Source organism: Pseudomonas sp. MPDS (assembly GCF_013283895.1).
In the GTDB taxonomy this organism is placed as follows: Bacteria; Pseudomonadota; Gammaproteobacteria; order Pseudomonadales; family Pseudomonadaceae; genus Aquipseudomonas; species Aquipseudomonas rhizophila.
Genome location: NZ_CP054128.1, coordinates 1,329,532 through 1,355,074 on the forward strand (window position 1 = coordinate 1,329,532; position 25,543 = coordinate 1,355,074).

Below are 25,543 nucleotides of genomic sequence, written 5' to 3' on the forward strand. Positions count from 1 at the left end.
GCCTGGAGCATCAGTTCACATGCCGGGGCCGTCTGGGGGCTACTTCGTAGCCCAGCGGGAGCAAGCTCCCTCGCCACAGAAAAGCGGACCTCGGCACAGAGGGGAGGCGCGTTGGGTCAGCGCCGCCGCAACGGCTGTGTTTCGAACTTCACACCCGCCAAGCCATGGGCCATCAGCGCCCGGATATTGCCGTGGTCGCTGCCCTCAGGCGTGGCCAGTACCGACCGGTAATGTTCGCCGAACGCCAGCAGCGCTTCTTCATCGCTCAAGCCTTCGAGCAGCGCCAGGCCCAGGGTCTTGCAGGAACCTTCGTTCTGCCCGGCGGCGTTGTCGACGTCACCGTTTTTAAAAGGCTGAGGCTGGTAGTCGTAGCCATTGGCGATAAACGCCAGGGTGTCGGCAAAAATGTGTTCGCCGCTCTTGAGGCTGGCGCGCAGGGTGTTCAGGTCAGGCATCGGATTTTCCTTTGGCGAACGCCGCTTGCTGTTCGGCGCTGGCTTCTTGCTGGTATTGGGCTTTCCACTCGGCGTAGGGCATGCCGTAAACCACTTCGCGGGCGTCATCGAGGCTGACCTCGATCTGGCGTTCATCGGCAGCTGCCTTGTACCACTTGGACAGGCAGTTACGGCAGAAGCCGGCGAGGTTCATCAGGTCGATATTCTGCACATCCTTGCGGCTGTCCAGGTGGGCAACCAGCCGACGGAAAGCGGCGGCTTCAAGTTCGAGGCGTTGTTGGTCGTTCATGGTGGTCTCTGCGAGACAGCTTCAAGTGGCAAGCTTCAAGCTGCAAGTGGGTTTGCGGTCATCAGGCTTGAAGCTTACAGCTTGTAGCTTTTAGCGGCTACGAAGTAGCCCGGCTGGCGGCGAGCGTAATCGATACCGACTCGGCAAATCGCAAGGCGTGGGGCTTGTCGACTTCGACTTCGGCATACAGCACCGATTCGTTGGCCATGACCAGATCGAGCAGTTCCTGGGTCAGGCGTTCGAGCAGGGCGAAACGGTTGCCTTCCACGTGGGCGATGATCGCCTTGGTGATGGTGCGGTAGTTCAGAGCGTGGTCGATGTCGTTGTCGCGCACCGCATCCTGGGCCGCGTAGAGGATGGTCAGGTTGATCAACACATCCTGTTTGTTGAGGATTTCGTCCTCGTTGATGCCAATGAACGTGCGCAAGCGCAAGTCCTTGACCTTGATGCGCGCCATGGCGGGTTGAAGTTGTGGCATTTACTTGCTCCGTCGAATCAATTGCAGGAACTCCTGGCGGGTGGTGCTGGATTCGCGAAAGACGCCGAGCATCACCGAGGTGTTCATGGTCGAGTTCTGTTTTTCGACACCGCGCATCATCATGCACATGTGCTGGGCTTCGATCACCACCGCAACGCCGGCGGCCTGGGTGACCTGCTGCACCGCGTCGGCAATTTGCCGGGTGAGGTTTTCCTGGATTTGCAGGCGGCGGGCGAACATGTCCACCAGCCGGGCGATCTTCGACAGCCCCAGGACCTTGCCCGTAGGAATATAAGCCACATGAGCCTTGCCAATGAAGGGCAGCAGATGATGTTCGCACAGGGAATAGAGTTCGATGTCGGCGACGATCACCATTTCATCGCTGTCGGAGGCGAACAGGGCGCCGTTGACGATCTGTTCGACGCTTTGTTCATAGCCGTGACAAAGGTACTGCATGGCCTTGGCCGCGCGCACCGGAGTATCCAACAGGCCTTCGCGTTCCGGGTCTTCACCCAGGCCGATGAGGATCTCGCGATAGTTCTGGGGCGATAGCGCCATGGTGCATCCTCGAAGCAAGGCTATTTGACGTGCCGGCCGCCGTTGACGGTCAGGGTCGTGCCGGTGACGTAGGGGTTGTCCAGCAGATAACGCAGGCTCTGATAGATCACTTCGCTGCCGGGCTCGATGCCCAGCGCGGACTTGGCCAGGGCCTTGGCACGGTAGGCCGCGTCGTCTTCGGGATTGAACAGTAGCAGGGCCGGGGCAATTGCGTTGACCTTGATGTGTGGCGCGTATTTCGCCGCGAACGACAGGGTCAGGCTTTCGAGCCCGGCCTTGGTGGCGCAATAGGCGATATGCCGGCTGCTGCCCTTGCGCGTGACGTCATCGCTGATGTGCACGATATCCGCCGGGGTTGAGCGTTGCAGCAGCTCGGCACACTGCAGGTTGATCAGGTAGGGGGCGAGCATGTGCACGGCGAACATGGCGTTGAACGCAGCGGCTTCGTGGCCGGGCGTCTCGGTCATCCATGCCGAGGCGTTGTGGACAATGGCGCGCAATCGGTCGGTGTGCTGCTTGAGCTGATCAATGAAGGCCGAAATCCCGGTTTCATTGGAAAAGTCAGCGAACAGCACGATCGCCCCCAGATCCCGCAACGCCTGCACGCCCGGGCGCTCGGTGCGGAAAGTGGCGATTACCGGATGACCGTCTTCGAGCAATCGACGGGCGCAGTGCAAACCGACGCGCTGGGCTGCGCCAGTGATCAGGATCGGAGCGGTGGCGCTGGGCATAGGAAGGCTCGGTTCACGGCAATCGCAAAACTATAACAGCGACGCAAGGTGGCGACGACTCTGTGGGAGCAAGCCCTCTCCCACAGTGACCCTTGTTGAACGCGAACGCTGCGGCCGACGAGAGCGGCCCGGCATCACTGATTCTGCGTAGCCGGCTTGGCTGGCAGTGCTTTGGGCGCTGCACCGTTCAACCAACCCGCCAGCAGGTGAGTCGACATCGGAATAAACAGATAGACCATCAATGGCGTCAGAATGAGTGTGCTGATCAGCACGCGGCTCATCATTCCCAGCTCACTGAGCAATGGCCCCAGCAGAAAGTTGAACAGCAGCGACACCGGAAAGAACGCGAGCCAGATGGCCACGGCCTGTTTCCAGCGCGGTGGCCGTTGATCGCCGGCGCCAAACCAACCGTCGATACCGCGCACCCTGTGTTCCGAAGGGTGGGCAAACAGCTCGCTGCCTCGCGCCAGCCACGCCGTGCGCGAGGCCGAGTGCTCCCAGGCATGCAGGGTCTGCTCGTCGGCAAAGCGGAAAATAATCTGGAATTCATCGCTCTGAGGCGGTGGCGCGAGTACACCGGAACCCAGGTAGCCGGGAAAGTCGGTGGCCAATTGTTCGCCTTCGCGCAACCAGACGATCAGGTCCTGATAGCGCCCATTGGCGACACGACGGGCCACCATCAAGGTGACGGGTGAGGTAGACATTATGTATCTCCGTAAAACAGGTGCGGTACTCCGGGTAGGAGATTCGCGGGAACGCCCCAGGGTGGTGGGGCGCGTCCGTTCGCCAAAAAGCACGCAAGGTTTATTCCTTCTTGAGTGAAAAGCAACAAAATCGCGCATCAGTGGTGTTTGTTCTTGTCATCCTATGACTCAGAGGGAGTACACTGGGATCCAATTTGCCAGCCGGATTTGTCTGCCAAAATGAGCGTAATCACAGAGGATAACTTCGTTTTCCAGGCATCCACTGCCTTGAGACAGGAGGAACTGTTCCCCATTCGCGAAGTTGCGCGGTTGACCGGCGTGAACCCCGTGACCTTGCGCGCGTGGGAGCGTCGCTACGGTCTGATCCAGCCCACGCGCACTGAAAGCGGGCATCGCTTGTACTCCGTCGGCGATATCGAAAAGGTGCGCAGCATCCTCGCCTGGATTGAGCGCGGGGTGGCCGTGAGCAAAGTGGGAAAGATCCTGACCAAGACCGAATCGGTGCAACCGGTTTCCGCGCTTATTTCCTCAGATCTGGTGAAAGCCGACTATGCCCAGTGGCAACAACAGGTGGCTGGCGCGGTTGGCAACTTTGACGATATAGAGCTGGACCGTATCTACGGGCAGATATTTTCCACCTACGCCGTGCCGATCGTATTTCAGGACATCCTGATGCCGGTCTGGCGGCAGTTGCAGCAACGCCAGCAGGAGTTCGGACAAACCAGCGAATGGGTGTTTTTCGATGGGTTCCTGCGCTCACGCATTATCCAGCGACTCCTGCTCAAGCGCGAAGCCCAGTCGCGACGGGTGTTGGTCGTGGGCATTGTCGGTCAATGTCGAGAGCTGGAGTTGCTGGTCACGGCGCTGTTCGTCTCCAAGGCGGAAGTCGGCGTCAGGGTGTTGACCATTGGGCTGCCATTCGACGAACTGACCCTGGTGTGCCAAAAGGTCCAGCCGTTGGCGTTGGTGCTGGTTTCCAACCATGCACCGCCTGCCGAGTTACCTAAGCGCCTGAACAAGTTGGCGATGGGCCTGGACTGCCCGCTGATGCTGGCCGGTGACGCGTCCGATCTGCTTCAGGACAGCCTCGCCGGGTCGTCGATCGGTTGCTTGGGCAGTGAAGGGACCTTGATACATCAGCGGTTGCGACAGCTATTGGCGGGAAATCTGGATACCTGATAACCGGCAGGTCAAGCCGTGCATCAGATGTGCATGGCCGGATGGGTCAGACGGTGTTGCTGAAGGATGTATTGGCGCAGGCGTTCGGTCTCATCCTCGTCATTCTGGCTCAGGTGGTAGGCGTATAAGCCCTGATCGGTTTCCCGTTCCAGTGTGCCGCGCAAGGAAATCCTTTCATAACCTGACGGGCTGAACCACAAGGCAAATTGCTTTGGCGGCTTGGTCCGACTGCGGTTTTGCAACAGGATTCCTTTGCAGGACACCTCATGGGCCCAGAGCGGCCCGGGCAGGCCTTTGGCATTTTCCAGCGCCACCGGCTCGTCAAGCGTGAGGCGCCATGGCCGAATTTTCGGCCCATCTTCGTAGATGCTGGGCACACCCAGACGCAGGTGCATTGCGTGGAATTCGTCTTCCACCAGGTGCAACGGAAAAGTCATTTGCTGGTTTTCGAAGTTGGCTTGCAGCGTCACCTGTTCGTTGGCCGCCAGACGCGTCAGCAAGTCACGAATCTGCGACCCGCCGTTTACCAGCAAGCTCGACGTTACATCCCGCTCGTTGAGTTGCGGGTTGTGCTGCATGGTCCGGATGAAATCCAATTCATCCTGCGTCAGTAGGGCGTCGCGCTGCATGATGTGCTCGAAAAGAGGATTTACACTTTCACTGGTGATTGTAGTGACTGACCGCTAATTCGCCGGTTTGTTTGCGCCGTTCGTCGCTTCGAGTCGGGCAATGGTTGCTCGTGCTTCGGCCAGCTCCTTTTCCAGCTGGGCGACGCGTTGCTGAGCCTTGACCTGAGCGGTCACGTCTTTTTGCACGCCCACGAAATAAGTGCGTCCGTCAGCCTCGTTTTTCACCGTCGACAGAGACAACTCATTCCAGAAAGGGCTGCCGTCCTTGCGGTAGTTGCGCAGAATTTCCCGGCAGGCACCGTTCTGCTTGAGGGCCGTGCGAATCTGCTCCAGGGCCGGCTGGTCGCGATCACCTGACTGCAGGAATCGGCAATCCTGATAAAGAATCTCTTCACTGCTGTAGCCGGTCAGCCGTTCGAAAGCCGGGTTTACATAGATCAGGATATTGTCTTCATCGCCTTCTTTTTCAGCGATGACAATGCCGTCGTTCGAGGCGTTGATGACCAGTTGCATCAGTTGAGCATTAATCATGGGCGACATCCCTTGAACATCCCTGTGTGCGCTGCATTTTAGAAGAACCTACCGCGATGTCTACTGGCCATTATTGGATGTTGAGAGTCAATCGCAGCGTTGCGTCTGAGCCTGCTACTATCGCCGCTCTTTTTTATTCAGGTTCAGGATCAGATTGATGAAAGTCGCCATCCTTTCGGGTTCCGTCTACGGGACCGCCGAAGAAGTCGCTCGGCACGCCGCCAAACTGCTCGGTGAAGCGGGTTTTGAAACGCTGCACAACCCGCGCGCAAGCCTTGCGGACATTCAGGCGTTTGGCCCGGCGGCCTTGCTGGCCGTGACTTCCACGACGGGCATGGGAGAGTTGCCGGACAACTTGATGCCCTTATATTCGACGATTCGCGACCAATTGCCAGCCTCTTTTCGTGACCTGCCGGGTGCCGTGATAGGCCTGGGAGACGCCAGTTATGGCGATACCTTCTGCGGCGGTGGCGAGCAGATGCGCGAGTTGTTCGCCGAGCTGGGCGTGCGCGAGGTATTGCCCATGTTGCGTCTGGATGCCAGCGAAAGCGTCACCCCGGAAACCGATGCCGAACCTTGGCTGGAGGCGTTGATCGACGCGCTGCGTCGCTAACGCAATGTGAGGTGAACGGCCACCCCCGGATGACTCGCTCGGCCAGTAAGCTGGCTGCCAATGCAACTACCGACCTCGCGGGAGCTGACTAGACTGGTTAGCTTGTTCATGACTGTTTCAGAACAAGCATCTATAACTAGAAAGCAGAGGTCAGAGCCGTGAGCGTAGCGCCCGTCCCATCGACACTCAGCATCAAGGATCAGGTCAGTGCCGCCGAATGGCAAACCCGCGTCGATCTGGCCGCCTGTTACCGGCTAGTCGCCCTGTATGGCTGGGATGACCTGATTTTCACGCATATATCCGCCAAGGTGCCCGGGACCGATGATTTTTTGATCAACCCGTTCGGGTTGATGTTTCATGAGGTCACCGCCTCGAGCCTGGTCAAGGTCGATCAGGCCGGCAACAAGCTGATGGACAGCCCCTACGAGATCAATCCGGCCGGTTATACCATCCACAGTGCGGTGCATGAGGTGCGGCACGATGTGGTGTGTGTGCTGCATACCCACACGGCGGCCGGCGTTGCTGTGTCGGCACAGAAGCAGGGTGTGTTGCCTATCAGCCAGCAATCGTTGTTCGTATTGTCGAGTCTGGCGTATCACGCCTATGAAGGCGTGGCCCTCAATCACGAAGAGAAGGCCCGCCTGCAGGCGGATCTGGGCGCCAATAATTTCCTGATGCTGCACAATCACGGTCTGCTGACCTGCGGCGGCACCATTGCCGACACCTTCCTGATGATGTTCACCTTCCAGCGAGCCTGTGACATCCAGGTCCTGGCGCTCAACGGTGGGGCTGAACTGATCGCCATCGAGCCGCAGATACTGGCCGGCGCCCGGGCGATGATTGCCGGGGTGACCAAAAGCGCCCAAGGCATGGGAGGCGCGCTGGCATGGCCGGCGTTGCTGCGCAAGCTGGATCAACAAGATTCGGGTTATAGATGCTGATGCCTCTGGTCCAGATTCCCCTGCGTATTTGGCGCCAGCGCGGCCAGACATTGATGTTCCGTGGCCACGCTATCCGGTATTGGGTGGCGGGGCACGGCGAGCCGTTGTTGCTGATCCATGGTTTCCCCACCGCCAGTTGGGACTGGCATTACCTGTGGCAGCCGCTGGCACAGCGTTATCGGGTGATCGCCTGTGACATGCTCGGTTTTGGCGACTCGGCCAAGCCGACGGATCATGTCTACAGCCTGTTGGAGCAGGCTGACCTGCAGCAGGCTTTGCTGGCGCATTTGAATGTGAAGCAAGCTGTGCATGTACTGGCCCATGATTATGGTGACAGCGTGGCCCAGGAACTGATCGCCCGTCACTACGAGGCGCGCATCGAACTCGCCAGTTGTGTCTTTCTCAACGGCGGTCTGTTTCCCGAAACCCATCGTCCGGTGCTGATGCAAAAACTGTTGCTCAGCCCCTTGGGCTGGCTACTGGGCCGAGCTTTTTCCCGAGAAGGCCTGGTCAAGAGTTTTCGCCAGATATTCGGCCCCAGGACTGGCCCGACCGAAAGCGAGCTGGACGATTACTGGAGCCTGGTCGAAACCCATAATGGACCGCGGATCATGCACAAACTCATTGCCTACATTCCCGAACGGCGTGTGCAGCGTGACCGCTGGGTGCAGGCCATGCAGCGCGGCGAGGTGGCGCTGCGGGTGATCGACGGCGCGGTCGATCCGATTTCCGGTGAACACATGGTGGCGCGCTACGAGGCGCTGATCCCCAGCCCCGACACCGTACTGCTGCCCGACATCGGCCACTACCCGCACACCGAAGCCCCGGTGCAGGTACTCAAGCATTACCTGGAGTTTCGCGAAAACATGGCCGCACCGGTCAGGCAGGTGGTCTGCTCATAAGTGTTGAAGGTTGGAGCACTATCGCGAGCAGGCTCGCTCCCACGGAGAGGCGAGTCTACGCAGGCCTGTGTGGGAGCGAGCCTGCTCGCGATGGCAGCGACTCGGTCCCGCCTCTGGTGAGGGTCGCGGAGCCCACAGCAGATCCGGCTCGTATCATCCCCTCACCTTATTGGCCACCATTCACTTGCAACCCTGTTGATTGTGACCAACCGCCCTGTGCCCGACACTCGGGGCATTGTCCTATTGCCTGCTGGAGTTCTGCCCATGAGTGAATCTGTGCGCTTCGAAGATAAAGTCGTGATCGTCACGGGAGCCGGCGGTGGCCTGGGGCGGGCCCATGCCCTGTTGTTCGCCAGGCAGGGGGCCAAAGTGCTGGTCAACGACCTCGGCGGCTCCGCCCAGGGAGAAGGGGCCAACGCCTCGGCGGCGGATCGGGTGGTCGCTGAAATTCGCCAAGCCGGCGGAATTGCCGAAGCGAACCACGACTCCGTCACCGATGGCGACAAGCTTGTTCAAAACGCGCTCGACGTGTTTGGCCGGGTCGATGTAGTGGTCAACAACGCCGGGATCCTGCGGGACAAGACCTTCCACAAAATGGAGGACGCCGACTGGGATCTGGTCTACCGCGTCCATGTCGAGGGCGCCTACAAAGTCACCCGCGCCGCCTGGCCATACCTGCGTGAGCAGAATTACGGGCGGGTGATCTTTACGGCCTCCACGTCCGGCATCTACGGCAACTTCGGTCAATCCAACTACGGCATGGCTAAGCTCGGCCTTTATGGCCTGACGCGCACCCTGGCCATCGAAGGTCGCAAGAACAATATTCTGGTCAATGCCATCGCGCCCACCGGTGGCACCCGCATGACCGAAGGCCTGATCCCGCCGCAGGTGTTCGAACAGCTCAAGCCTGAACTCGTCAGCCCGCTGGTGGTGTACCTGGCCAGCGAGACCTGCCAGGAAACCTCCGGGTTGTTTGAAGTGGGCGGCGGCTGGATGGGCAAGGTGCGTTGGGAGCGCAGCCTGGGTGCCGGCTTCGATCCAAGCAAAGGTTTCTCGCCCGAAGACGTCGCGACCCACTGGCAGCAGATCTGTGATTTCGAGGGGGCGGTACACCCCAATGACAACCTTGAAGCGTTGAAGGAAATGATGGCGAACTTGCAGCGCTACACCGTTTGACCTTGCGGCCTCGACCCGTTGCCGTCACGCGCGGCAACGGTGGTCAGGGGACGTATTTCTTCACCAGCGCCGCCAGATTCGCGGCAGTCTCGATGTCCATCACACCGTCGTATTTCGCTGGACGAAAGTGCAGCTGAAAGGCTCGCACCAAACGCTGAAAACCCGCACTTGTGGCGGCTGCCGACGTGTCATACCCATATTTGCGGAACAAGCCGAGCAGTTGCTCGCGAGTCGGCAGGCCGTTGCATTGGTAGGCGCGGGTGTAAGCTTTCTGCGTGGGTTCATCGAACCATGCGCCGATGCCCTTCAGATACAGCGTATGCCAAGGGAACATCGGGCCGGGATCGCTTTTCCTGCCAGCGGCAATATCCGAGTGCCCCACCACATTGACCGGGCTGATGTCCGGATAGCGCTTGAGGATGTTCAACGCCAGGTATTCGATCGCCTCGACTTGCTGAGGTTGATAAGGCGGGAAAGTGAATTGCCCGTGGTTATCGGTGGCCAGGTTGACGATTTCAACACCGATCGAAGTGTCGTTCAGATTCGTGCGACCACCCCAACTGCTCACCCCCGCGTGCCAGGCTCGTTGGTTCTCGTCGACCAGATTGAAAATCTGCGGTTCCTGGAAACCTGCTTTCAAGTAACTCGGGTCGCTGAAGTCCGGGATGAGGTAGTGGGCGCTGACAGAGGAACCGGTCAGTGCGTTGATGGAGGATGAAAAGTTCGCGGCGGTGTAATGAAAGACTAGAAAACGAATTCTATTGTTGAAGCCTTTTACCGAGCGATAGCTGTTGTAGTTGATAAGTGTCATAAAAACTCACTGAGGTTTAAAGTCAAAACAGAATGCTGTGACTGACATTCAGCCTAACAGTGAGTTTTTGATGGGGCCGTAGTGGGATTCTTGCTTTGTTGTAGGAACAGGCGTTTGGATGTCCGGGAATTAATCGTTAGTGGAAACAGGGTGTGGCTGCCATTTCCTATGGCGAAAGCTGACGGTGATGTAGGAATTGAGAAAGTTTAATTGGAGATAATCTACAGAGTAAAACAGCCGTTAAACGAGACGACGCATACGCGGGTGAATGATTGCGTGGCGAGGGCGCTTGCTCCCGTTTGAAAGAAGTTTTAACTCGCAAGTAACTACGCATAAAAAAAGGCCGCTGCAAAAAGCAGCGGCCTGAAAATGACGTTGCAAAGGAGCAGAAAACCAACGTCAGTGAACACGGGAGGTGATGGACCGATGCGCCAATCCATCCGAATGACGGTGCGCCGGTCGTGAGGGACGCGATGGCGGCTTGTGCCTGCAGGCCCGTTGCCCTGAAAGCCCGGCCAGCATAGGGATTGGCCATCGTCGGAAACAGCCCGGATCCAGACATGCACCGTTGCAGGGCGCGCAACAGTTAACAGGCCCGATGAATATGCGCGGCGCTGATGACCCATCATCCAATGCGTCCATACGCGGCGCAAAGCCCCGTATTCCATGACCTGTAATCCTTTCGGGGTACAGCGCGAATACCTCCTTGGTGCGCTTATCGCCCATGTCGTGCGGCAGTAGGGTGAAGGCTCTGTCACTCACCGGGGAAGACGCATGACAACAATAACAATGCGCGCCATCTTCAAACCGCAGGCGCTGGCCGTCGCGGTGGCCTTGGGTTGCTCTGCCCAGGCGCAGGCCGTTTCATTCAACATTGGCGAGATCGAGGGGCAGTTCGACTCCTCGTTGTCCGTGGGCGCGAGCTGGGGCATGCGCGACGCCGACCGGGACTTGGTCGGCAGCGTCAACGGCGGTACGGGGCAGTCGTCCACCGGTGACGATGGGCGGCTGAACTTCAAGAAGGGCGAGACCTTTTCCAAGATATTCAAAGGCCTGCACGATCTCGAACTCAAGTACGGTGATACTGGCGTGTTCGTGCGCGGCAAGTATTGGTATGACTTCGAACTCAAGGACGAAAACCGGCCGTTCAAGGACATCAGCGACAGCAACCGCAAGGAAGGCTCCAAGTCGTCAGGGGCGCAGCTTCTCGATGCGTTTGTCTATCACAATTACTCCATCGCCGACTTGCCGGGTACGGTGCGTGCGGGCAAGCAGGTGGTCAGTTGGGGTGAAAGTACCTTCATCGGCAACTCCATCAACAGCATCAACCCGGTGGACGTCTCCGCGTTCCGCCGGCCGGGTGCCGAGATCAAGGAAGGCCTGATCCCGGTGAACATGCTGTTCGCCTCCCAGGGCTTGACCGACAAGCTCACCATCGAAGGTTTCTACCAACTGGAATGGGATCAGACGGTCGTCGATAACTGCGGCACTTTCTTTGGCAACGACGTGGTAGCCGATGGCTGCACCAGCGGCTACACCGTGGGCAGCCCGGCGATTGCGCCATTCGTACCATTGACTCAGGCCTTTGGCCAAGGCATCCAGGTGAATGACGAAGGCGTTGTCATTGCTCGCAGCGGTGACCGTGACGCCCGTGATTCCGGCCAGTGGGGCACGGCGTTGCGCTGGCTCGGTGACGACACCGAGTACGGCCTGTACTTCATGAACTACCACAGCCGCACGCCAACCGTGGGCACCACCACCGCCGGCCTGTCTACATTGTCGGCATTGCCGGGAATGGTCGCGATTGCAGAAGGGCTTGCCCCTGGCAGCGGTTCGGGGCTGGCGCAAAGCGTGATGCTGGGGCGCGGTCAGTATTACCTTGAATACCCCGAGGACATCCGTCTGTACGGTGCCAGCTTCGCCACCACGCTGCCTACCGGCACCGCGTGGACCGGGGAAATCAGCTACCGCCCCAACGCACCTGTGCAGCTCAACACCAACGATCTGACCCTGGCCTTGCTCAACCCGATCGCAGGCGGTGCAGCTTCGCCCATCGCGACCTCGCCCGGGGCCGATAACACCGGTTATCGTCGTAAGGAATTGACCCAGATCCAGAGCACCCTGACGCACTTCTTCGACCAGGTGCTGGGCGCTGATCGCCTGACCGTGGTGGGCGAGGCGGCGGTGGTGCACGTCGGTGGCCTGGAATCCAAGGACAAGCTGCGTTATGGCCGTGACTCGGTCTACGGCCAGTACGGGTTTGGCGGTGACACCGACGGCTTCGTCACCTCGACCTCGTGGGGCTATCGCGCCCGGGCAATTCTTGACTACTCCAACGTCGTTGCCGGTATCAACTTCAAGCCCAATGTCTCCTGGTCCCATGACGTGGCCGGCTACGGCCCCAACGGCTTGTTCAACGAAGGTGCCAAGGCCATCAGCCTGGGTGTCGATGCCGACTACCGCAACACCTATACCGCCAGCCTGAGTTACACCGACTTTTTCGGCGGCGACTACAACGTCCTCGAAGACCGCGACTTCCTCGCGTTGAGCTTTGGCGTGAACTTCTGATCTGGCTGACAAGGAAAAACCAATGCGCAAGATGATTCTGCAATGCGGCGCCCTGGCCCTGAGCCTGCTGGCCGCGAACGTGATGGCGGCAGTTTCGCCGGATGAAGCAAACAAATTGGGCACCAGCCTTACGCCGCTGGGCGCGGAAAAGGCAGGCAATGCCGATGGCTCGATTCCGGCCTGGACCGGTGGCATCGCCAAAAACGCCGGGGCGGTGGACAGCAAAGGCTTTCTGGCCGATCCCTTTGCCGGGGAAAAACCGCTGTTCACCATCACCGCCGAGACCGTGGACAAGTACAAGGACAAGCTTTCCGAAGGCCAGATAGCGATGTTCAAGCGCTATCCGCAAACCTACAAGATTCCGGTCTATCCGACCCATCGTAGTGTCTCGCTACCGCCCGAGATCTACGAGTCGGCCAGGCGCAGCGCCCTCAACGTCACCACCATCAATGACGGCAACGGCCTGGCCAATTTCACCGGTAACCGTTACTACGCATTCCCGATCCCCAAGAACGGCGTGGAAGTGCTGTGGAACCACGTCACCCGCTATCACGGCGGCAACGTGCGGCGCATCATCACCCAGGCCACCCCACAAACCAACGGCAGCTTCACCCCGATCCGCTTCGAAGAAGAGATCGCCGTGCCGTTTCTGATCAAAGACGCCGATCCGGAAAAGGCCAGCAATGTGCTGACCTATTTCAAACAGTCGGTCACCGCGCCGGCACGTCTGGCCGGTAACGTGCTGCTGGTGCATGAAACGCTTGACCAGGTGAAGGAGCCGCGCCTGGCCTGGATCTACAACGCCGGCCAGCGCCGTGTGCGTCGCGCCCCGCAAGTGGCCTACGACGGCCCGGGCACCGCCGCTGACGGGTTGCGTACCTCCGATAACTTCGACCTGTTCTCCGGCGCGCCGGACCGCTACGACTGGAAGTTGGTGGGGAAGAAGGAAATGTACATCCCCTACAACAGCTACAAACTGGATTCCCCCAGCCTCAAGTATGACGACGTGATCAAGGCCGGCCACATCAATCAGGATCTGACCCGCTATGAACTGCATCGGGTCTGGGAAGTGGTCGGTACGGTCAAACCAAACGAACGTCACATCTACGCCAAGCGCCACATGTATTTCGATGAGGACAGCTGGCAGGCGGCACTGGTGGATCACTATGACGGTCGCGGTCAACTGTGGCGGGTGGCCGAAGGTCATGCCCAGTTCTACTACGCCAACCAGAACCCGGGCTACACCCTTGAGGCGCTCTACGACATCATCGCCGGCCGCTACATTGCGCTGGGGATGAAGAACGAAGAGAAGCGCAGCTACGAGTACGGTTTCGAAGCCAGGGCTGCGGACTTCACGCCAGCGGCGCTGCGCTCGACGGGGGTTCGTTAAGACCTGGCGGTTTGAAGCTGACTGTGGCTGCCGTTAGATAATCGTGAGGACCGGCAATCGATTTGCCGGTCTTTTTTTATGGGCGCCAATCAGCGCGCTGAATACTTCTCCAAAGGTGAGCGCCACAGGACTAGGGTGATGAAACAATAATAAACTGGACTTCGCACATGACCGCCATGACCCCGTGTCCGGACCGTCCTGGATTGCTGCCCCGCCTGTCTTCGACCCATGTGCCGCGCAGGTCCTTGAGCGAGCCCTTGCTGGCCTCCGAGGCGCGGGTAAAACTGCTTTGCGCACCAGCGGGCAGTGGCAAGAGTGCGTTGTTCGCTGAGTGTTTCCTGCAAGCCCCCGCCGCTTGCCGGTTGCATTGGTTGCCGCTTGGGGGCGCAATGCTGGACGCGGCGCAAATGTGCGAGCGTCTGGCGCAGACCCTCGGGCTGCCGTTGCTGGATGAAGGGGGGCTGCTGGCTCACCTGGCGGGCTTGCAAGCACCGACCTGGCTGTTCCTGGATGATTACTGTCGGGTACCCAACCCCGAGCTGGATCAGTTTCTCGATCGTCTGTTGAGCATCAGCAGTCCGGCGCTTCACCTTTGGTTGAATGGTCGTCGCCGTCCTCACTGTAACTGGCCGCGCCTGCTACTTGATGACGAACTGCATGAATTCGATGCCCAGGCGCTGGTCTTCACCCATGACGATGTCCAGCAGTTGCTCAAACATTTGCCCGGTCCCCAGGGCGCTCGCACCGCGCGCGAGGTGATACAGCGCAGTGGCGGTTGGTGCGCCGGGGTGCGCATCGCCCTGCTTGAACGTTGTGAATGGGCGCGCAGCCACGCGTCGCCGGGGCGACCCGGGACCCTGCATGACTACCTTGAATATGAGCTGTTCAGTACGCTGACCCCGGACCTGGCGCAGGCCTGGCGAGTGCTGGCGCATCTGCCGCGCTTCAATGCCCGGCTCTGCGAGCATCTGTTTGGTGACACGGTAGGCGCCGAATGCCTGCCCTTGTTGTTGGACCTGGGCTGTTTTATCGAACCGTGGGAGCAGTCTTCGGACTGGTTGCAGATTTTCCCGGCGCTGGCTCGACTGGTGCGTGACGAGCCCTGGCCGCAGGGACGCTCCTGGCATCGCCGGGCTTGCCAGTGGTTTGCCGCCGAGCAGGATTGGCAAATGGCATTCGAGCAGGCCATGCAAGCGCAAGAGTTCGAGGCTGCCGTCAGTTTCCTGCAGCATCTGAATTTTGAACACGTACTGCAGCGCAGCAACGTGACGCTGTTGCTGAAGCTGCATGATCAACAAGGTGAAGCGCTGACACTCGGTACACCGCAATCGGTGGGGTTGGTCACGGCTGCGTTGCTGTTCGCCGGACGCTTCGATCAGGCATCGGTGTGCATCGACCAACTGGCCAGGTTCATGCCGCAACCTTCGGCCTGCCTGCAGCGGCAACTGCTGGCCCGGTGGCAGGTTCTGCTGGGCTGGCTGCTGCACCTTTCGGGGGATGGCGAGCAGTCCCGCGAGCACTTGCTCCAGGCCCAGGCGAGCCTCGACCCAGAGGCCTGGGCCTTGCGCCTGTTGTGCCAGTTGGGGCTGACACAGCAGGCACTGCTCAAGGGGGAACTGGCCACTGCGCAATGGATCAACCGCCAGGCCCTGTGCCTGGCGCGCGCCCAAGGCTCACTGGTCTTCGAGGGCTTGCTGGAACTGGATCACGCCCAAGTCCTGGAGCAACGCGGCGCTCCTCACCGGGCCGATCATCTGTTGAGCGCAGTTCAGGGGTTGCTCGATAAGCCTGGCCAGGACTTTTCTGCCTTGCTGGGACGTATTGCCTTGCGCCGTGGCCGTCTGGCTTTGCGCATGGGGTTGGCCGAGCAGGCTGCCGAGCAGTTCCAGGCGGGCCTGGAAACGGGCCTGCATTGCCAGGACAAACAAGTGCTTTATGGTTTTCTCGGCAAGGCCACCCTGGCGGCCAATGGTGGCGACTATGGCGAGGCTTTCCTGCAACTGCGCGATGCCGAGCGGATCATGCAACAGCGGCACATCCCCGACACGGTGTACCGTGGCGTGCTGTTGCAAACCAGTTGCCAGTTCTGGCTGCAACAGGGACGCCCGGAACTGGCTCACGAGGCCCTGACCCGGGTCTTGCGTCACTTTCACGGGCCGCAGGCCAAGCATGCCCCACCTGCGACCCTGGAGTTGATTCCGCGACTTGAGTACCTGTTGGTACTGACCGAGGTTTATCTGCATCGGGCGCAAGACCCGCAAGCGCAACTCAAGGCAATGATCGACCGGGCACAGCACTGTGAAATGCATGGCCTGGAGACCGAACTGTATCTGGCGCTGGCTGAAGTCGTCTGGCTGTCCGCTGATCGTTCCCAGGCACGATCGCTCGTGCAAGAGGGCCTCAAGCGAGTTGCCTGTTGGCGCGCCCAGCAAGCCTTGTGCGAGTTACGCGCGCGTCAGCCCGATCTGTCGGGCTGGGCGCAATCGGCTGAGCACATCGAGCAGCCGGCGGTGGCAGTCGAAGACACGTTGTTGAGTCATCGGGAATTGGAAGTGCTGGAGCTCATTGCGCAGGGCTATTCAAATCAGCAGATTGCCGAACGTTTGTTCATATCCTTGCACACGGTAAAAACCCATTCGCGGCGGATACACAGCAAGTTAGGCGTTCAGCGGCGCACGCAGGCGGTCGCCAAGGCCAAAGTCATGGGCGTGATGAGATAAAGAATTCCCAAGGGCAAGACGATTAGCTGCCGCCGCTACGTATCACCGCTCACATCAATGGTGTGATCAGGATTGGCCCGTTGGCTGATCCGATCCTGCGCCTGCCTCATACCCCATCCGCCAGCTCACGGCCCGGGTCGCGGCCAACAGTCGTTGCGCCGCCGGGCCGTTTTCATCGGCATGGAACAGGGAAGTCGGGCCGACAATGGTCATCACCGCCGTCACTTGGCCGACAGCATTGAATACCGGGGCTGACAGGGCATCCACGCCGGGCATCAGCAAGCCATGCACATGGTGCAGGCCGCGACTGCGTATTTGCTGGCACAGGGTGGCATAGGCCTGGTCGTCGGCCAGGGCGTGGGCGGTGGAAGCGCTCACTTCCTGTTCGCGCAAGCCGATCGTTTCGCGCGTCGGCAGGTAGGCGCTGAACACCAGCCCCGTGGACGAGCTGAGCAGCGGCAATACCGACCCCAGTTGCGTCACCACGGTCACTGCCCGTATGGCGGGTTCGATCCGAACGACGGTGGCGCCGTGATTGCCCCACACCGCCAGGAAACAGGTTTCGTTCAAGTCATCGCGCAGTTCGGCCAAGGGCAGGGCGGCCACTTGCAACACGTCCATGCCGTTCAACGCCGCCAGGCCCACGCGCAAGGCTTCGCGCCCGAGGCCGTAGTGGTTGGTGGACGTGTTCTGTTCAGCGAAACCGCTGGCGATCAAGGCCTGCAGGTATCGATGAACCTTGCTCGCCGGCATTTGCACGTGTTCGGCCAGACGCGACAGCGACGTGGAGGGCGACAGTTCGGCCAGGGCCTTGAGGATGTCGGTGCCGACTTCGGCCGAGCGGACTTTCTGTTTACCGTTGCTGAGCGGGGTTTCCATGGAGGCGCTGAGTCCAGAGGCGAATGGGCGTCTTTATAGCTTGACGGTCGCTGTCGAGCAAATTACGTTATGCGTAATTGAATTACGATAAAAATAACCTGTGCGCCTGACGTTTCTTCGTGGAACGACGAGGTCGTACCCAGTCCTGTGTTCAGGAGGCTCCATGACCCTCGATTCCACAGTGTCGGACCTGGCCTATCAGTCAGGCTTTGGCAATGAATTTGCCAGCGAGGCGCTGCCCGGCGCCTTGCCCGTTGGCCAGAACTCCCCGCAAAAAGCCCCTTACGGTCTCTATGCCGAATTATTCTCCGGCACTGCCTTCACCATGGTTCGCAGCGAAGCGCGGCGGACCTGGATGTATCGCATCCGGCCGTCGGCCAATCATCCGGCCTTCGTCAAGCTTGAACATCAGATAGCGGGCGGTCCTCTGGGTGAGGTCACGCCCAATCGCCTGCGCTGGAACCCGTTGGATATTCCTGCCGAGCCAACCGATTTCATCGATGGACTGGTGCGCATGGCGGCCAATGCCGGCTCGGACAAACCGGCCGGTATCAGCGTCTACCATTACTGCGCCAACCGTTCCATGGAACGCGTGTTCTTCAACGCTGACGGGGAATGGCTGATCGTGCCGCAGCTGGGACGGCTGCGGATTGCCACCGAGCTGGGCGTGCTGGAACTGGCGCCGCTGGAAATTGCCGTGATCCCCCGGGGCCTGAAATTTCGCGTCGAGCTGATTGATCCACAAGCCCGCGGCTATATCGCCGAAAACCATGGCGCGCCGTTGCGCCTGCCGGACCTTGGGCCGATCGGCAGCAACGGTCTGGCCAACCCGCGGGATTTCCTGGCGCCGGTCGCTCATTACGAAAACCTCGCCCGACCGACTGCGCTGGTGCAGAAATTCCTCGGTGAGATGTGGGGTTGCGAGCTGGATCATTCGCCCTTCGATGTGGTGGCCTGGCATGGCAACAACGTGCCTTACAAATATGACCTGCGCCGTTTCAACACCATCGGTACGGTCAGCTTCGACCACCCGGACCCGTCGATCTTCACCGTATTGACCTCACCCACCAGCGTCCACGGCCTGGCCAATCTCGATTTCGTGATCTTCCCGCCGCGCTGGATGGTGGCTGAAAACACCTTCCGTCCGCCGTGGTTCCATCGCAACCTGATGAATGAATTCATGGGCCTGATCCAGGGCGCCTACGATGCCAAGGCCGAAGGTTTCCTGCCCGGCGGCGCCTCCTTGCACAGTTGCATGAGTGCCCATGGCCCGGACGGCGAGACCTGCACCAAGGCGATCAACGCCGAGCTGACGCCTGCGAAAATCGACAACACCATGGCCTTCATGTTCGAAACCAGCCAGGTCCTGCGCCCGAGCCGTTTCGCCCTGGACTGCCCACAATTGCAAACTGACTACGACGCCTGCTGGGCCTCGCTGCCGGTCACTTTCGACCCGACCCGGAGATAACCCATGACTCAACTTTCCCCTGCCCGTAGCTGGGTCGCCTCCGCCAATGGCCATGCCGACTTCCCGCTGCAGAACCTGCCGCTGGGCATCTTCAGTATCGATGACGGTGCTCCCCGTAGCGGCGTGGCGATTGGTGAGCAGATTTTCGATTTGCAGGCCGCGTTGCAGGCGGGCTTGTTTGACGGCGCGGCGCGCGAAGCCGTCGAAGTCATGAAGGACGGCCAGTTGAATGCATTCTTCGACCTCGGCCGCAGCGCCCGGGTGGCCCTGCGTGAACGCTTGCTGGAGCTGCTGCGCGAAGACAGCTCGCTGCGGGGCAAGATCGAAGCCCAGGGCGCGAAACTGCTGGTCCGCGCAGCGGACTGCCAGATGCATTTGCCGGCCAGGATCAATGACTACACCGACTTCTACGTCGGTATCGAACACGCGCAAAACGTCGGCAAGTTGTTCCGTCCCGACAATCCGCTGTTGCCCAACTACAAGTACGTGCCCATCGGTTATCACGGGCGTGCCTCGACCATTCGCCCGTCCGGCACCGATGTGCGTCGTCCCAAGGGCCAGACCCTGCCCGCCGGCCAGACCGAGCCGACCTTCGGCCCGTGCGCGCGACTGGACTATGAGCTGGAACTGGGCATCTGGATCGGCCAGGGCAACGCCTTGGGCGAACCCATCGCCATCGGTGATGCTGCCGAGCACATTGGCGGTTTCTGCCTGCTCAACGACTGGTCGGCCCGGGATATCCAGGCCTGGGAATACCAGCCGCTGGGGCCCTTTCTGTCCAAAAGCTTCCTGACCAGTATCTCGCCATGGGTGGTGACGGCCGAAGCCCTCGAACCGTTCCGTCGCCCACAACCGGCGCGTCCGGCAGGCGATCCGCAGCCGTTGCCATATCTGCTGGACAAGCGTGACCAGGCCGGTGGGGCCTTCGACATTGAACTGGAAGTCCTGCTGCTGACCGAAGCCATGCGCGAGCAGAACCTGCCGGCCCATCGCCTGACGTTGAGCAACACCCAGTACATGTACTGGACCGTGGCGCAGATGGTCGTCCACCACAGCGTCAATGGTTGCCAGTTGCAGGCCGGTGACCTGTTCGGTTCGGGCACCTTGTCGGGGCCTGAGAGCGGTCAGTTCGGCAGCCTGCTGGAGATTACCGAGGGCGGTAAAAAGCCAATCGAGCTGGCCTCTGGCGAAGTGCGCAAATTCCTTGAGGACGGTGACGAGATCATCCTGCGTGCCCGTTGCAGCCGCGAAGGTGTTGCGTCCATCGGCTTTGGCGAATGCCGGGGCAAGATCCTGCCGGCGCGGTGAGGGACAGGGCATGGAACTCTACACCTACTACCGCTCCACTTCGTCCTACCGGGTGCGCATTGCCCTGGCGCTCAAGGGCCTGGATTACCAGGCCTTGCCGGTCAACCTGATCGCTGCGCCTGGGGGCGAACATCGTCAGCCGGCCTATCTGGCGATCAACCCTCAGGGCCGGGTTCCGGCGCTGCGTACCGACGAAGGCGCGTTGCTGGTGCAGTCACCCGCCATCATCGAGTACCTGGAGGAGCGTTATCCACAGGTGCCGTTGCTCAGCGCCGACCTGACGGTTCGGGCTCATGAGCGAGGCGTCGCGGCATTGATCGGTTGCGATATTCATCCGCTGCACAACGTCAGCGTACTCAACCAGCTGCGGCAGTGGGGCCACGATGAAACGCAGGTGGCGCAGTGGATCGGGCATTGGATCAGCCAGGGACTGGCGGCGGTGGAACAGTTGATTGGGGATGACGGCTACTGCTTCGGTGCAGCACCCGGGGTCGCGGACGTGTATCTGATCCCGCAGGTGTACGCGGCAGAACGGTTCAATGTCTCCCTGGAGGCGTATCCACGGATCCGTCGCGTTGCGGCGTTGGCGGCTGCGCATCCAGCGTTTCAACAGGCGCATCCGGCAAATCAGCCTGATACACCTTGATCCCCCTGTGGGAGCGAACCTGTTCGCGATGGCGGTGGTTGAGCTTACAAACATGTTGTCTGACACGCCGCTATCGCGAGCAGGCTCGCTCCCACAGAAGGAGAGGGGGCGAGCCCTTGAGTTACCACCTCGTCCTCCGCGATCTACACCCGCTCAATGCACAATTGAATTGGGCGGCAGATGCCCCAGCCGTTCCGTCAGCCGGATTCGCTGGATCGGGTCTTCGCTGAGCATCAGCGCGTGCTCCAAGTCGAATCGTTCGGCGTTGGGACAGTCGAGCCGTTGGTACAGGCTGGCGCGGGCCAGGTAATCGGCGGCGCTGGCGTTGCCCAGTTCAAGCACCCGTTCGGCGTCGATCAGTGCAGCAATGTAGTCGTCGTTGGTCAGATGCAATTGGCGAAGATTGCGCGACAGGCGCTGGAGCATCTGCATGGGCTCGGCACTGACCAGGTGCTCGGCCTTGAGGGGCATGTTGGCGCCGTATTGGCGTTGCAGCAGTTCCCGACAGTCGTTGGGGTACAACCGGCGTCCGCCACACGGGTCGAGCAGATGATCGGCACCGGGGACCCGCAACAGGAAGTGACCGGGGAAATTGACACCGACCATCGGAATCTCCAGGCCACGAGCCAGCTCCAGGGCGATCAGGCCGAGGGCCAGGGGCTGTCCACGTTTACGCGTCAGCACCTTGTCGAGCAACGCGGCCCGTGGGCGCAGGGGCGTGAAATCGTCCTGGGCGAATCCAAGGTCATTGAGGCGGCGCAGCAAGGGTTGGCCCAGTTCGCTGACGGGCAGCATCGGCAGGTCATGGCTGACACGCTGTTGCAGATCCTTGAAATCCTTCAGCAACGCCGGTACGTCCACTTCGCGATCATGTTCGGCAGCAATCCACAACGCTGCTTCGAACAGCGCCGGTGGGGAGCGGTGCAGGCAATCAAAAAAGGCTTGGCGCGGTGTCATCACAGTCTCCGGGCTATGCCTCGTTTTTAGCTCTGCTGCGGGCTTTCGTCCAGTCTCGTCCGGGGAAGGAATCAGGTTATGCCCAAAAGACTGGCCGTCCGGTCGACTTATTCCGGCGCGCTCCAGCAAATTTTGAGCGCACGCCTATACTGGCGGAACAAACAAAAGTGATTCGGGAGCCTGTCGATGTTTGCTCTCATGCAAAGCTCCCGCCTTGAATCGCTGCACCTGAGCGTAGACCCGGCCACCGGGTTGAAGGCGGTGATTGCCATTCATTGCAGCCGTCCTGGGCCTGCTCTGGGTGGATGTCGTTATCTGTCCTACCCCGACGATGAAAGTGCCGTGGTCGACGCCGTGCGCCTGGCCCAGGGCATGAGCTACAAGGCCGCACTGGCCGGCTTACCGGTGGGCGGCGGCGTGGCCGTGATCATGCGTCCGGCCCATGTCGAAAGCCGCGCTGCGCTGTTTGAGGCATTTGGGCGCTGCATCGAGCAACTGGATGGCCGCTATATCACCGCCATCGACAGCGGCACCTCGGTGGCGGACATGGACTGCATCGCCCAACAGACCCGTCATGTGACCAGCACCACGGCTTCGGGAGACCCAGCGCCTCACGCGGCGATGGGGGTATTCGCCGGCATCCGTGCCACGGCCATGGCCCGCCTGGGCAGCGATAACCTGGAAAGCCTGCGGGTAGCGATCCAGGGCCTGGGCAATGTCGGTTTCGCCCTGGCCGAACAGTTGCACGCCGCAGGCGCCGAACTGTTGGTCAGCGACATTGACCCTGGCAAGGTTCAACTGGCGATGGAGCAACTGGGCGCGCATCCGATCGCCAACGATGCACTGCTCAGTACCCCGTGCGACATCCTCGCCCCCTGTGGCCTGGGCGGGGTGCTCAATAGCCAGAGCGTGGCGCAACTGCGCTGCTCGGCGGTTGCCGGGTCGGCCCATAACCAGTTGAGCAACCTGCAGGTGGCCGATCAATTGGAACGGCGTGGGATCCTCTATGCGCCGGATTATGTGATCAACTCCGGAGGCCTGATCTATGTCGCCTTGAAGCATCGCGGCGAAGAGCTGTCGACGATCACCGCGCATTTGTCGAAGATCGGCGCCCGGCTTACGGAAGTCTTTGCCCACGCCCAGGCAGAAAAACGCTCACCGGCCAGGGTGGCCGATGAATTGGCAGAGCGTTTGTTGTACCGATAAAAAAGATCGCAGCTTTCGGCGGCTCCTGGGTGGATTCCATGGAGCCGCCGAAGGCTGCGATCTTTTCAAGGCTTATTCAGCAGGGGCATTGAGCAGTTCGGACAAGGCGTCCGGTTGACTCTTGAACGCCTTGGCGAATACATCGCGATTTTTCGCCATGTAGATGCCGGCTTCCTCAACCTGTTTCTCGCTCAGCGAGGGAACGGCTTTTTGCAACACTTCGGCCAGCAATTCGGCGAGTTCCAGCATTTTGTCATGACGGTCAGCTTCGGCTTTATCCATGAACAAGCGCTCCAGATCTCGGCTGCTGCGGTATACCACTTCGACGGCCATTCACCACCTCACATGCCTTCACATTGGTTATCTTTGTGACTACTGTATTTATATACAGCCAAAAGGATAAGCGAATCCCTTCCCTTTGGATAGTGGCTTTTTAATGTAGACGTATTTGCACATTTGTCGCGAGCGCTGGTGTGGGAGCCCGCCTGCTCACGACAGGGCGGCATCAGCATCGCAAAAGTGTCGGGTTGCGGCCCATCGCCATCTCACCCTCAGCCGCTGGCCTTTTTTCTGCATGCAGAACAACCGTCACGTCCAACCCGCATCATCCGGTCGAGTCGACCTAAGGAAACTACATCGTGAAAATCAACTGGGCCGAGAACCTGCGCCAGAACGTACATCAGTTGGCCGAATCCCTGGGCAATCTGTTCGTCGAGACGTTCCATTACCTGGCACTGTTTGCCATCGGAGCGGTGACCGCCTGGGCGGCGGTGATGGAGTTTTTGCAGATGCTCGAGCAGGGGCACATCAAGATCGATGACATCCTGCTGCTGTTCATCTATCTGGAATTGGGAGCGATGGTCGGGATCTACTTCAAGACCAACCACATGCCGGTGCGGTTCCTGATCTACGTGGCGATCACGGCGCTGACGCGCTTGTTGATTTCCAACGTCTCCCACCACAGTCCGCCTGACCTGGGCATCATCTACTTGTGCGGCGGCATCTTGCTGCTGGCGTTCGCGATCCTGGTGGTGCGTTACGCTTCCTCACAGTTCCCTTCGGTGAAAATCGAGCACCCGCACCGCAAGGTTGGCGCGGGTTCCAGCGAGCACGCCGAAGTGGAGAAGGGCGAGATCTAGAAACCGGCGGGGGCGGATGTCGCGCCCTGCGTCTGCGGTGGTGGCAGCTTGACGTTGTCACCGCCGGTCATGGCTTCGAGGATCGCCACAGCGCTGTGGCCCTGCTCGATGGCGATGCCGAACTGGATGCTCTGGACCAGGCGCCGCAGGCGTTCCGGGTCATTGCGTTGCTGGGCGCTGATCATGCGCTTGGCGACGATGCGCCCGGCCTTGGAGAGGGTCAGCATGATGCTGCCGTCCAGGCCCTGGATGCTCAGATTGATTTGATACTGCGGCGCAAAAGCGTCGGTAATGAGCTGAAAAGGGTTGTCCATGATGCGTCACCGCCTGATTGAACGTGCAGTTGTTGACCGGCCGTGATCGGGATTAGTTCGCGATACCGGACCACCGGCCATTCCATGATCGTGCTTCATCCAGAGCCAGGCAGAGGCTGGATCGGAAGATCCCAACCTGCGACCGCTCCAGCAGAGAGGTAGCAAGGGGCATGCCGGAAAAACTGTCGGACAATGATCACGGCGCATAGGCGCTGAAGGCCTTGGCATGCGGCCCGGGAGGCTGCCCGTTTCTGTGCAGGAATGGGCGAATGGTCGTTGACGGTGCAGGGTGAGCGCAGAATTTTCATGGGGTAAGCAAGGCGAGGCAACTCCCGACATTAACAGCGCTTTTGTCCGTTGTCCGGCTTTATTTGCGTATGAATATTTATCTTTTCGAAGGGGTTGAATTGTTCTGCCGCCAGCCCGACTCTGTATTCAAGGGGTCGTCGCGCTACCGTCGATTGGCCCCTGGCGAGCTAGCCGAAATAAGGGATGAACTATGCAAATCCAAGTCAACAGCGATAACCATATTCAAAGCAGCATCCGACTGGAGGAGTGGGTACGTACTACCATCGAAAGCACGCTCGAACGTTATGAAGAAGACCTGACACGGGTCGAGGTCCATTTGCGGGACGAGAACGGCGACAAGCCCGGTCCCCATGACTTGCGTTGTCAGCTGGAAGCACGGCCAAAGGGTCTGCAACCGGTCTCGGTGACACACAAGGCCGATACGCTGGAACTGGCCATCGAAGGGGCGGCCACCAAGCTTGAACATGCCCTGGAGCATCTGTTCGGCAAACTGCGCGTCAAACGCGCCACCGCTGAGAAACCGACCGAGTCGGTGGCCTTGGCCGATGCGATGCTGGAAGAAGAATTCCTGGAGAACGAACGGGCTGCACTCAACGGCTGAGCCCGATCATTTAAAATTACCCACCGAACAGACGGGCCTGC

Annotated in this window: 27 protein-coding genes; 14 read left to right on the forward strand and 13 right to left on the reverse strand. The window is 60.0% G+C overall.

The genetic code is table 11. The annotated features are described in order from the left end of the window. Positions 1 to 116 precede the first annotated feature (116 nt). The 6 genes from HQ912_RS05755 to HQ912_RS05780 all read right to left on the reverse strand — a co-directional run bounded on the left by HQ912_RS05755 (position 117) and on the right by HQ912_RS05780 (position 3,215). Positions 117 to 455 (reverse strand): HopJ type III effector protein, encoded by a 339-nt coding sequence (locus tag HQ912_RS05755; protein WP_047228638.1) that lies wholly within the window; start codon positions 453 to 455, stop codon positions 117 to 119. Next, on the reverse strand, positions 448 to 744 hold the full coding sequence (locus tag HQ912_RS05760) for a DUF1244 domain-containing protein (RefSeq protein ID WP_047228637.1): 297 nt from the start codon (positions 742 to 744) through the stop codon (positions 448 to 450). Before HQ912_RS05760 ends, HQ912_RS05755 begins: the two co-directional genes overlap by 8 nt. 97 nt (positions 745 to 841) lie before the next feature. Next, the gene (gene folX / locus HQ912_RS05765) at positions 842 to 1,222 is read right to left on the reverse strand and encodes a dihydroneopterin triphosphate 2'-epimerase (RefSeq protein WP_047228636.1); all 381 of its coding nucleotides are present in this window, start codon (positions 1,220 to 1,222) and stop codon (positions 842 to 844) included. Further along, the gene (folE, locus tag HQ912_RS05770) at positions 1,223 to 1,780 is read right to left on the reverse strand and encodes a GTP cyclohydrolase I FolE (protein ID WP_047228635.1); all 558 of its coding nucleotides are present in this window, start codon (positions 1,778 to 1,780) and stop codon (positions 1,223 to 1,225) included. It lies immediately after the preceding gene. Positions 1,781 to 1,800: 20 nt separating this feature from the next. Continuing rightward, positions 1,801 to 2,511: a dihydromonapterin reductase gene (folM, locus tag HQ912_RS05775; RefSeq protein WP_047228634.1), complete on the reverse strand. Its 711-nt coding sequence runs from the start codon at positions 2,509 to 2,511 to the stop codon at positions 1,801 to 1,803. Between the two features lie 134 nt (positions 2,512 to 2,645). Beyond that, positions 2,646 to 3,215 (reverse strand): antibiotic biosynthesis monooxygenase, encoded by a 570-nt coding sequence (locus HQ912_RS05780; RefSeq protein WP_047228633.1) that lies wholly within the window; start codon positions 3,213 to 3,215, stop codon positions 2,646 to 2,648. A gap of 219 nt (positions 3,216 to 3,434) precedes the next feature. Here HQ912_RS05780 and HQ912_RS05785 point away from each other — a divergent pair, with 219 nt between their 5' ends. Continuing rightward, positions 3,435 to 4,394, forward strand: coding sequence for a MerR family transcriptional regulator (locus HQ912_RS05785; RefSeq protein ID WP_047228632.1), 960 nt, complete (start codon positions 3,435 to 3,437; stop codon positions 4,392 to 4,394). Between the two features lie 23 nt (positions 4,395 to 4,417). Here HQ912_RS05785 and HQ912_RS05790 read toward each other — a convergent pair whose 3' ends face one another. Further along, entirely contained in the window at positions 4,418 to 5,023 is a 606-nt protein-coding gene (locus HQ912_RS05790) for a hypothetical protein (RefSeq protein WP_047228631.1), read from the reverse strand. Between the two features lie 54 nt (positions 5,024 to 5,077). After that, positions 5,078 to 5,554: a PAS domain-containing protein gene (locus tag HQ912_RS05795; protein WP_047228630.1), complete on the reverse strand. Its 477-nt coding sequence runs from the start codon at positions 5,552 to 5,554 to the stop codon at positions 5,078 to 5,080. Between the two features lie 157 nt (positions 5,555 to 5,711). On the opposite strand from HQ912_RS05795, the gene HQ912_RS05800 reads away from it, so the two are divergent. From HQ912_RS05800 to HQ912_RS05815, 4 genes are all read left to right on the forward strand, one after another. Continuing rightward, positions 5,712 to 6,167 carry a flavodoxin gene (locus HQ912_RS05800; protein ID WP_047228629.1) on the forward strand — a complete coding sequence of 152 codons (456 nt, stop codon included), beginning with the start codon at positions 5,712 to 5,714 and terminating at the stop codon, positions 6,165 to 6,167. 158 nt (positions 6,168 to 6,325) lie between these two features. Next, a complete protein-coding gene (locus tag HQ912_RS05805; RefSeq protein ID WP_047228628.1) occupies positions 6,326 to 7,108 on the forward strand; it encodes a class II aldolase/adducin family protein in 783 nt (260 codons plus the stop codon). After that, on the forward strand, positions 7,108 to 8,010 hold the full coding sequence (locus HQ912_RS05810; protein WP_047228692.1) for an alpha/beta fold hydrolase: 903 nt from the start codon (positions 7,108 to 7,110) through the stop codon (positions 8,008 to 8,010). The genes HQ912_RS05805 and HQ912_RS05810 overlap by 1 nt, the downstream gene beginning before the upstream one ends. Positions 8,011 to 8,274: 264 nt before the next feature. Continuing rightward, positions 8,275 to 9,186 carry an SDR family oxidoreductase gene (locus tag HQ912_RS05815; RefSeq protein ID WP_047228627.1) on the forward strand — a complete coding sequence of 304 codons (912 nt, stop codon included), beginning with the start codon at positions 8,275 to 8,277 and terminating at the stop codon, positions 9,184 to 9,186. A gap of 43 nt (positions 9,187 to 9,229) precedes the next feature. Here HQ912_RS05815 and HQ912_RS05820 read toward each other — a convergent pair whose 3' ends face one another. Beyond that, a complete protein-coding gene (locus HQ912_RS05820; protein ID WP_047228626.1) occupies positions 9,230 to 9,997 on the reverse strand; it encodes an N-acetylmuramoyl-L-alanine amidase in 768 nt (255 codons plus the stop codon). A 774-nt stretch (positions 9,998 to 10,771) separates the two neighbouring features. On the opposite strand from HQ912_RS05820, the gene HQ912_RS05825 reads away from it, so the two are divergent. From HQ912_RS05825 to HQ912_RS05835, 3 genes are all read left to right on the forward strand, one after another. Then, complete coding sequence (locus HQ912_RS05825) at positions 10,772 to 12,565, forward strand: DUF1302 domain-containing protein (RefSeq protein ID WP_047228625.1); 1,794 nt, start codon at positions 10,772 to 10,774, stop codon at positions 12,563 to 12,565. A 22-nt stretch (positions 12,566 to 12,587) separates the two neighbouring features. Then, on the forward strand, positions 12,588 to 13,955 hold the full coding sequence (locus HQ912_RS05830; protein ID WP_047228624.1) for a DUF1329 domain-containing protein: 1,368 nt from the start codon (positions 12,588 to 12,590) through the stop codon (positions 13,953 to 13,955). A 167-nt stretch (positions 13,956 to 14,122) separates the two neighbouring features. Next, complete coding sequence (locus HQ912_RS05835; protein ID WP_047228623.1) at positions 14,123 to 16,675, forward strand: helix-turn-helix transcriptional regulator; 2,553 nt, start codon at positions 14,123 to 14,125, stop codon at positions 16,673 to 16,675. A gap of 66 nt (positions 16,676 to 16,741) precedes the next feature. On the opposite strand, the gene HQ912_RS05840 is transcribed toward HQ912_RS05835, so the two are convergent. Then, positions 16,742 to 17,554 carry an IclR family transcriptional regulator gene (locus tag HQ912_RS05840; protein ID WP_047228622.1) on the reverse strand — a complete coding sequence of 271 codons (813 nt, stop codon included), beginning with the start codon at positions 17,552 to 17,554 and terminating at the stop codon, positions 16,742 to 16,744. A gap of 163 nt (positions 17,555 to 17,717) precedes the next feature. Between HQ912_RS05840 and hmgA the strand changes: the two genes are divergently transcribed. From hmgA to maiA, 3 genes are read left to right on the forward strand one after another with little or no spacing between them, the layout of a single operon-like run. Then, positions 17,718 to 19,022, forward strand: a complete 1,305-nt coding sequence (gene hmgA, locus HQ912_RS05845; RefSeq protein ID WP_173406568.1) for a homogentisate 1,2-dioxygenase — start codon at positions 17,718 to 17,720, stop codon at positions 19,020 to 19,022. Between the two features lie 3 nt (positions 19,023 to 19,025). Further along, positions 19,026 to 20,330 carry a fumarylacetoacetase gene (gene fahA, locus HQ912_RS05850; protein ID WP_173406569.1) on the forward strand — a complete coding sequence of 435 codons (1,305 nt, stop codon included), beginning with the start codon at positions 19,026 to 19,028 and terminating at the stop codon, positions 20,328 to 20,330. A gap of 10 nt (positions 20,331 to 20,340) precedes the next feature. Further along, positions 20,341 to 20,976: a maleylacetoacetate isomerase gene (maiA, locus tag HQ912_RS05855; RefSeq protein ID WP_047228619.1), complete on the forward strand. Its 636-nt coding sequence runs from the start codon at positions 20,341 to 20,343 to the stop codon at positions 20,974 to 20,976. A gap of 153 nt (positions 20,977 to 21,129) precedes the next feature. On the opposite strand, the gene HQ912_RS05860 is transcribed toward maiA, so the two are convergent. Next, positions 21,130 to 21,933: a SirB1 family protein gene (locus HQ912_RS05860; RefSeq protein ID WP_047228618.1), complete on the reverse strand. Its 804-nt coding sequence runs from the start codon at positions 21,931 to 21,933 to the stop codon at positions 21,130 to 21,132. A gap of 186 nt (positions 21,934 to 22,119) precedes the next feature. On the opposite strand from HQ912_RS05860, the gene HQ912_RS05865 reads away from it, so the two are divergent. Continuing rightward, positions 22,120 to 23,139 carry a Glu/Leu/Phe/Val dehydrogenase family protein gene (locus HQ912_RS05865; RefSeq protein WP_047228617.1) on the forward strand — a complete coding sequence of 340 codons (1,020 nt, stop codon included), beginning with the start codon at positions 22,120 to 22,122 and terminating at the stop codon, positions 23,137 to 23,139. A 72-nt stretch (positions 23,140 to 23,211) separates the two neighbouring features. On the opposite strand, the gene HQ912_RS05870 is transcribed toward HQ912_RS05865, so the two are convergent. After that, complete coding sequence (locus tag HQ912_RS05870; protein ID WP_047228616.1) at positions 23,212 to 23,472, reverse strand: YebG family protein; 261 nt, start codon at positions 23,470 to 23,472, stop codon at positions 23,212 to 23,214. 305 nt (positions 23,473 to 23,777) lie between these two features. Here HQ912_RS05870 and HQ912_RS05875 point away from each other — a divergent pair, with 305 nt between their 5' ends. Further along, a complete protein-coding gene (locus HQ912_RS05875) occupies positions 23,778 to 24,278 on the forward strand; it encodes a phosphate-starvation-inducible protein PsiE (protein ID WP_076383585.1) in 501 nt (166 codons plus the stop codon). Here HQ912_RS05875 and HQ912_RS05880 read toward each other — a convergent pair. Beyond that, a complete protein-coding gene (locus HQ912_RS05880; protein ID WP_047228614.1) occupies positions 24,275 to 24,592 on the reverse strand; it encodes a DUF3509 domain-containing protein in 318 nt (105 codons plus the stop codon). The genes HQ912_RS05875 and HQ912_RS05880 overlap by 4 nt on opposite strands. Before the next feature lie 499 nt (positions 24,593 to 25,091). On the opposite strand from HQ912_RS05880, the gene HQ912_RS05885 reads away from it, so the two are divergent. Beyond that, complete coding sequence (locus HQ912_RS05885; protein ID WP_047228613.1) at positions 25,092 to 25,502, forward strand: HPF/RaiA family ribosome-associated protein; 411 nt, start codon at positions 25,092 to 25,094, stop codon at positions 25,500 to 25,502. Positions 25,503 to 25,543: the final 41 nt, after the last annotated feature.

Bases quoted from the DNA above. Each gene is read 5' to 3' on its own strand.
- HQ912_RS05835 (WP_047228623.1), top strand. From the start codon at position 14,123: ATGACCGCCATGACCCCGTGTCCGGACCGTCCTGGATTGCTGCCCCGC.
- fahA (WP_173406569.1), top strand. From the start codon at position 19,026: ATGACTCAACTTTCCCCTGCCCGTAGCTGGGTCGCCTCCGCCAATGGC.
- HQ912_RS05840 (WP_047228622.1), bottom strand. From the start codon at position 17,554: ATGGAAACCCCGCTCAGCAACGGTAAACAGAAAGTCCGCTCGGCCGAA.
- HQ912_RS05860 (WP_047228618.1), bottom strand. From the start codon at position 21,933: ATGACACCGCGCCAAGCCTTTTTTGATTGCCTGCACCGCTCCCCACCG.
- HQ912_RS05870 (WP_047228616.1), bottom strand. From the start codon at position 23,472: ATGGCCGTCGAAGTGGTATACCGCAGCAGCCGAGATCTGGAGCGCTTG.
- HQ912_RS05865 (WP_047228617.1), top strand. From the start codon at position 22,120: ATGTTTGCTCTCATGCAAAGCTCCCGCCTTGAATCGCTGCACCTGAGC.
- HQ912_RS05780 (WP_047228633.1), bottom strand. From the start codon at position 3,215: ATGTCTACCTCACCCGTCACCTTGATGGTGGCCCGTCGTGTCGCCAAT.
- HQ912_RS05760 (WP_047228637.1), bottom strand. From the start codon at position 744: ATGAACGACCAACAACGCCTCGAACTTGAAGCCGCCGCTTTCCGTCGG.
- folX (WP_047228636.1), bottom strand. From the start codon at position 1,222: ATGCCACAACTTCAACCCGCCATGGCGCGCATCAAGGTCAAGGACTTG.
- folE (WP_047228635.1), bottom strand. From the start codon at position 1,780: ATGGCGCTATCGCCCCAGAACTATCGCGAGATCCTCATCGGCCTGGGT.
- HQ912_RS05785 (WP_047228632.1), top strand. From the start codon at position 3,435: ATGAGCGTAATCACAGAGGATAACTTCGTTTTCCAGGCATCCACTGCC.
- hmgA (WP_173406568.1), top strand. From the start codon at position 17,718: ATGACCCTCGATTCCACAGTGTCGGACCTGGCCTATCAGTCAGGCTTT.
- HQ912_RS05755 (WP_047228638.1), bottom strand. From the start codon at position 455: ATGCCTGACCTGAACACCCTGCGCGCCAGCCTCAAGAGCGGCGAACAC.
- HQ912_RS05825 (WP_047228625.1), top strand. From the start codon at position 10,772: ATGACAACAATAACAATGCGCGCCATCTTCAAACCGCAGGCGCTGGCC.
- maiA (WP_047228619.1), top strand. From the start codon at position 20,341: ATGGAACTCTACACCTACTACCGCTCCACTTCGTCCTACCGGGTGCGC.
- HQ912_RS05815 (WP_047228627.1), top strand. From the start codon at position 8,275: ATGAGTGAATCTGTGCGCTTCGAAGATAAAGTCGTGATCGTCACGGGA.
- HQ912_RS05800 (WP_047228629.1), top strand. From the start codon at position 5,712: ATGAAAGTCGCCATCCTTTCGGGTTCCGTCTACGGGACCGCCGAAGAA.
- HQ912_RS05830 (WP_047228624.1), top strand. From the start codon at position 12,588: ATGCGCAAGATGATTCTGCAATGCGGCGCCCTGGCCCTGAGCCTGCTG.
- HQ912_RS05810 (WP_047228692.1), top strand. From the start codon at position 7,108: ATGCCTCTGGTCCAGATTCCCCTGCGTATTTGGCGCCAGCGCGGCCAG.
- folM (WP_047228634.1), bottom strand. From the start codon at position 2,511: ATGCCCAGCGCCACCGCTCCGATCCTGATCACTGGCGCAGCCCAGCGC.
- HQ912_RS05795 (WP_047228630.1), bottom strand. From the start codon at position 5,554: ATGATTAATGCTCAACTGATGCAACTGGTCATCAACGCCTCGAACGAC.
- HQ912_RS05790 (WP_047228631.1), bottom strand. From the start codon at position 5,023: ATGCAGCGCGACGCCCTACTGACGCAGGATGAATTGGATTTCATCCGG.
- HQ912_RS05880 (WP_047228614.1), bottom strand. From the start codon at position 24,592: ATGGACAACCCTTTTCAGCTCATTACCGACGCTTTTGCGCCGCAGTAT.
- HQ912_RS05820 (WP_047228626.1), bottom strand. From the start codon at position 9,997: ATGACACTTATCAACTACAACAGCTATCGCTCGGTAAAAGGCTTCAAC.
- HQ912_RS05885 (WP_047228613.1), top strand. From the start codon at position 25,092: ATGCAAATCCAAGTCAACAGCGATAACCATATTCAAAGCAGCATCCGA.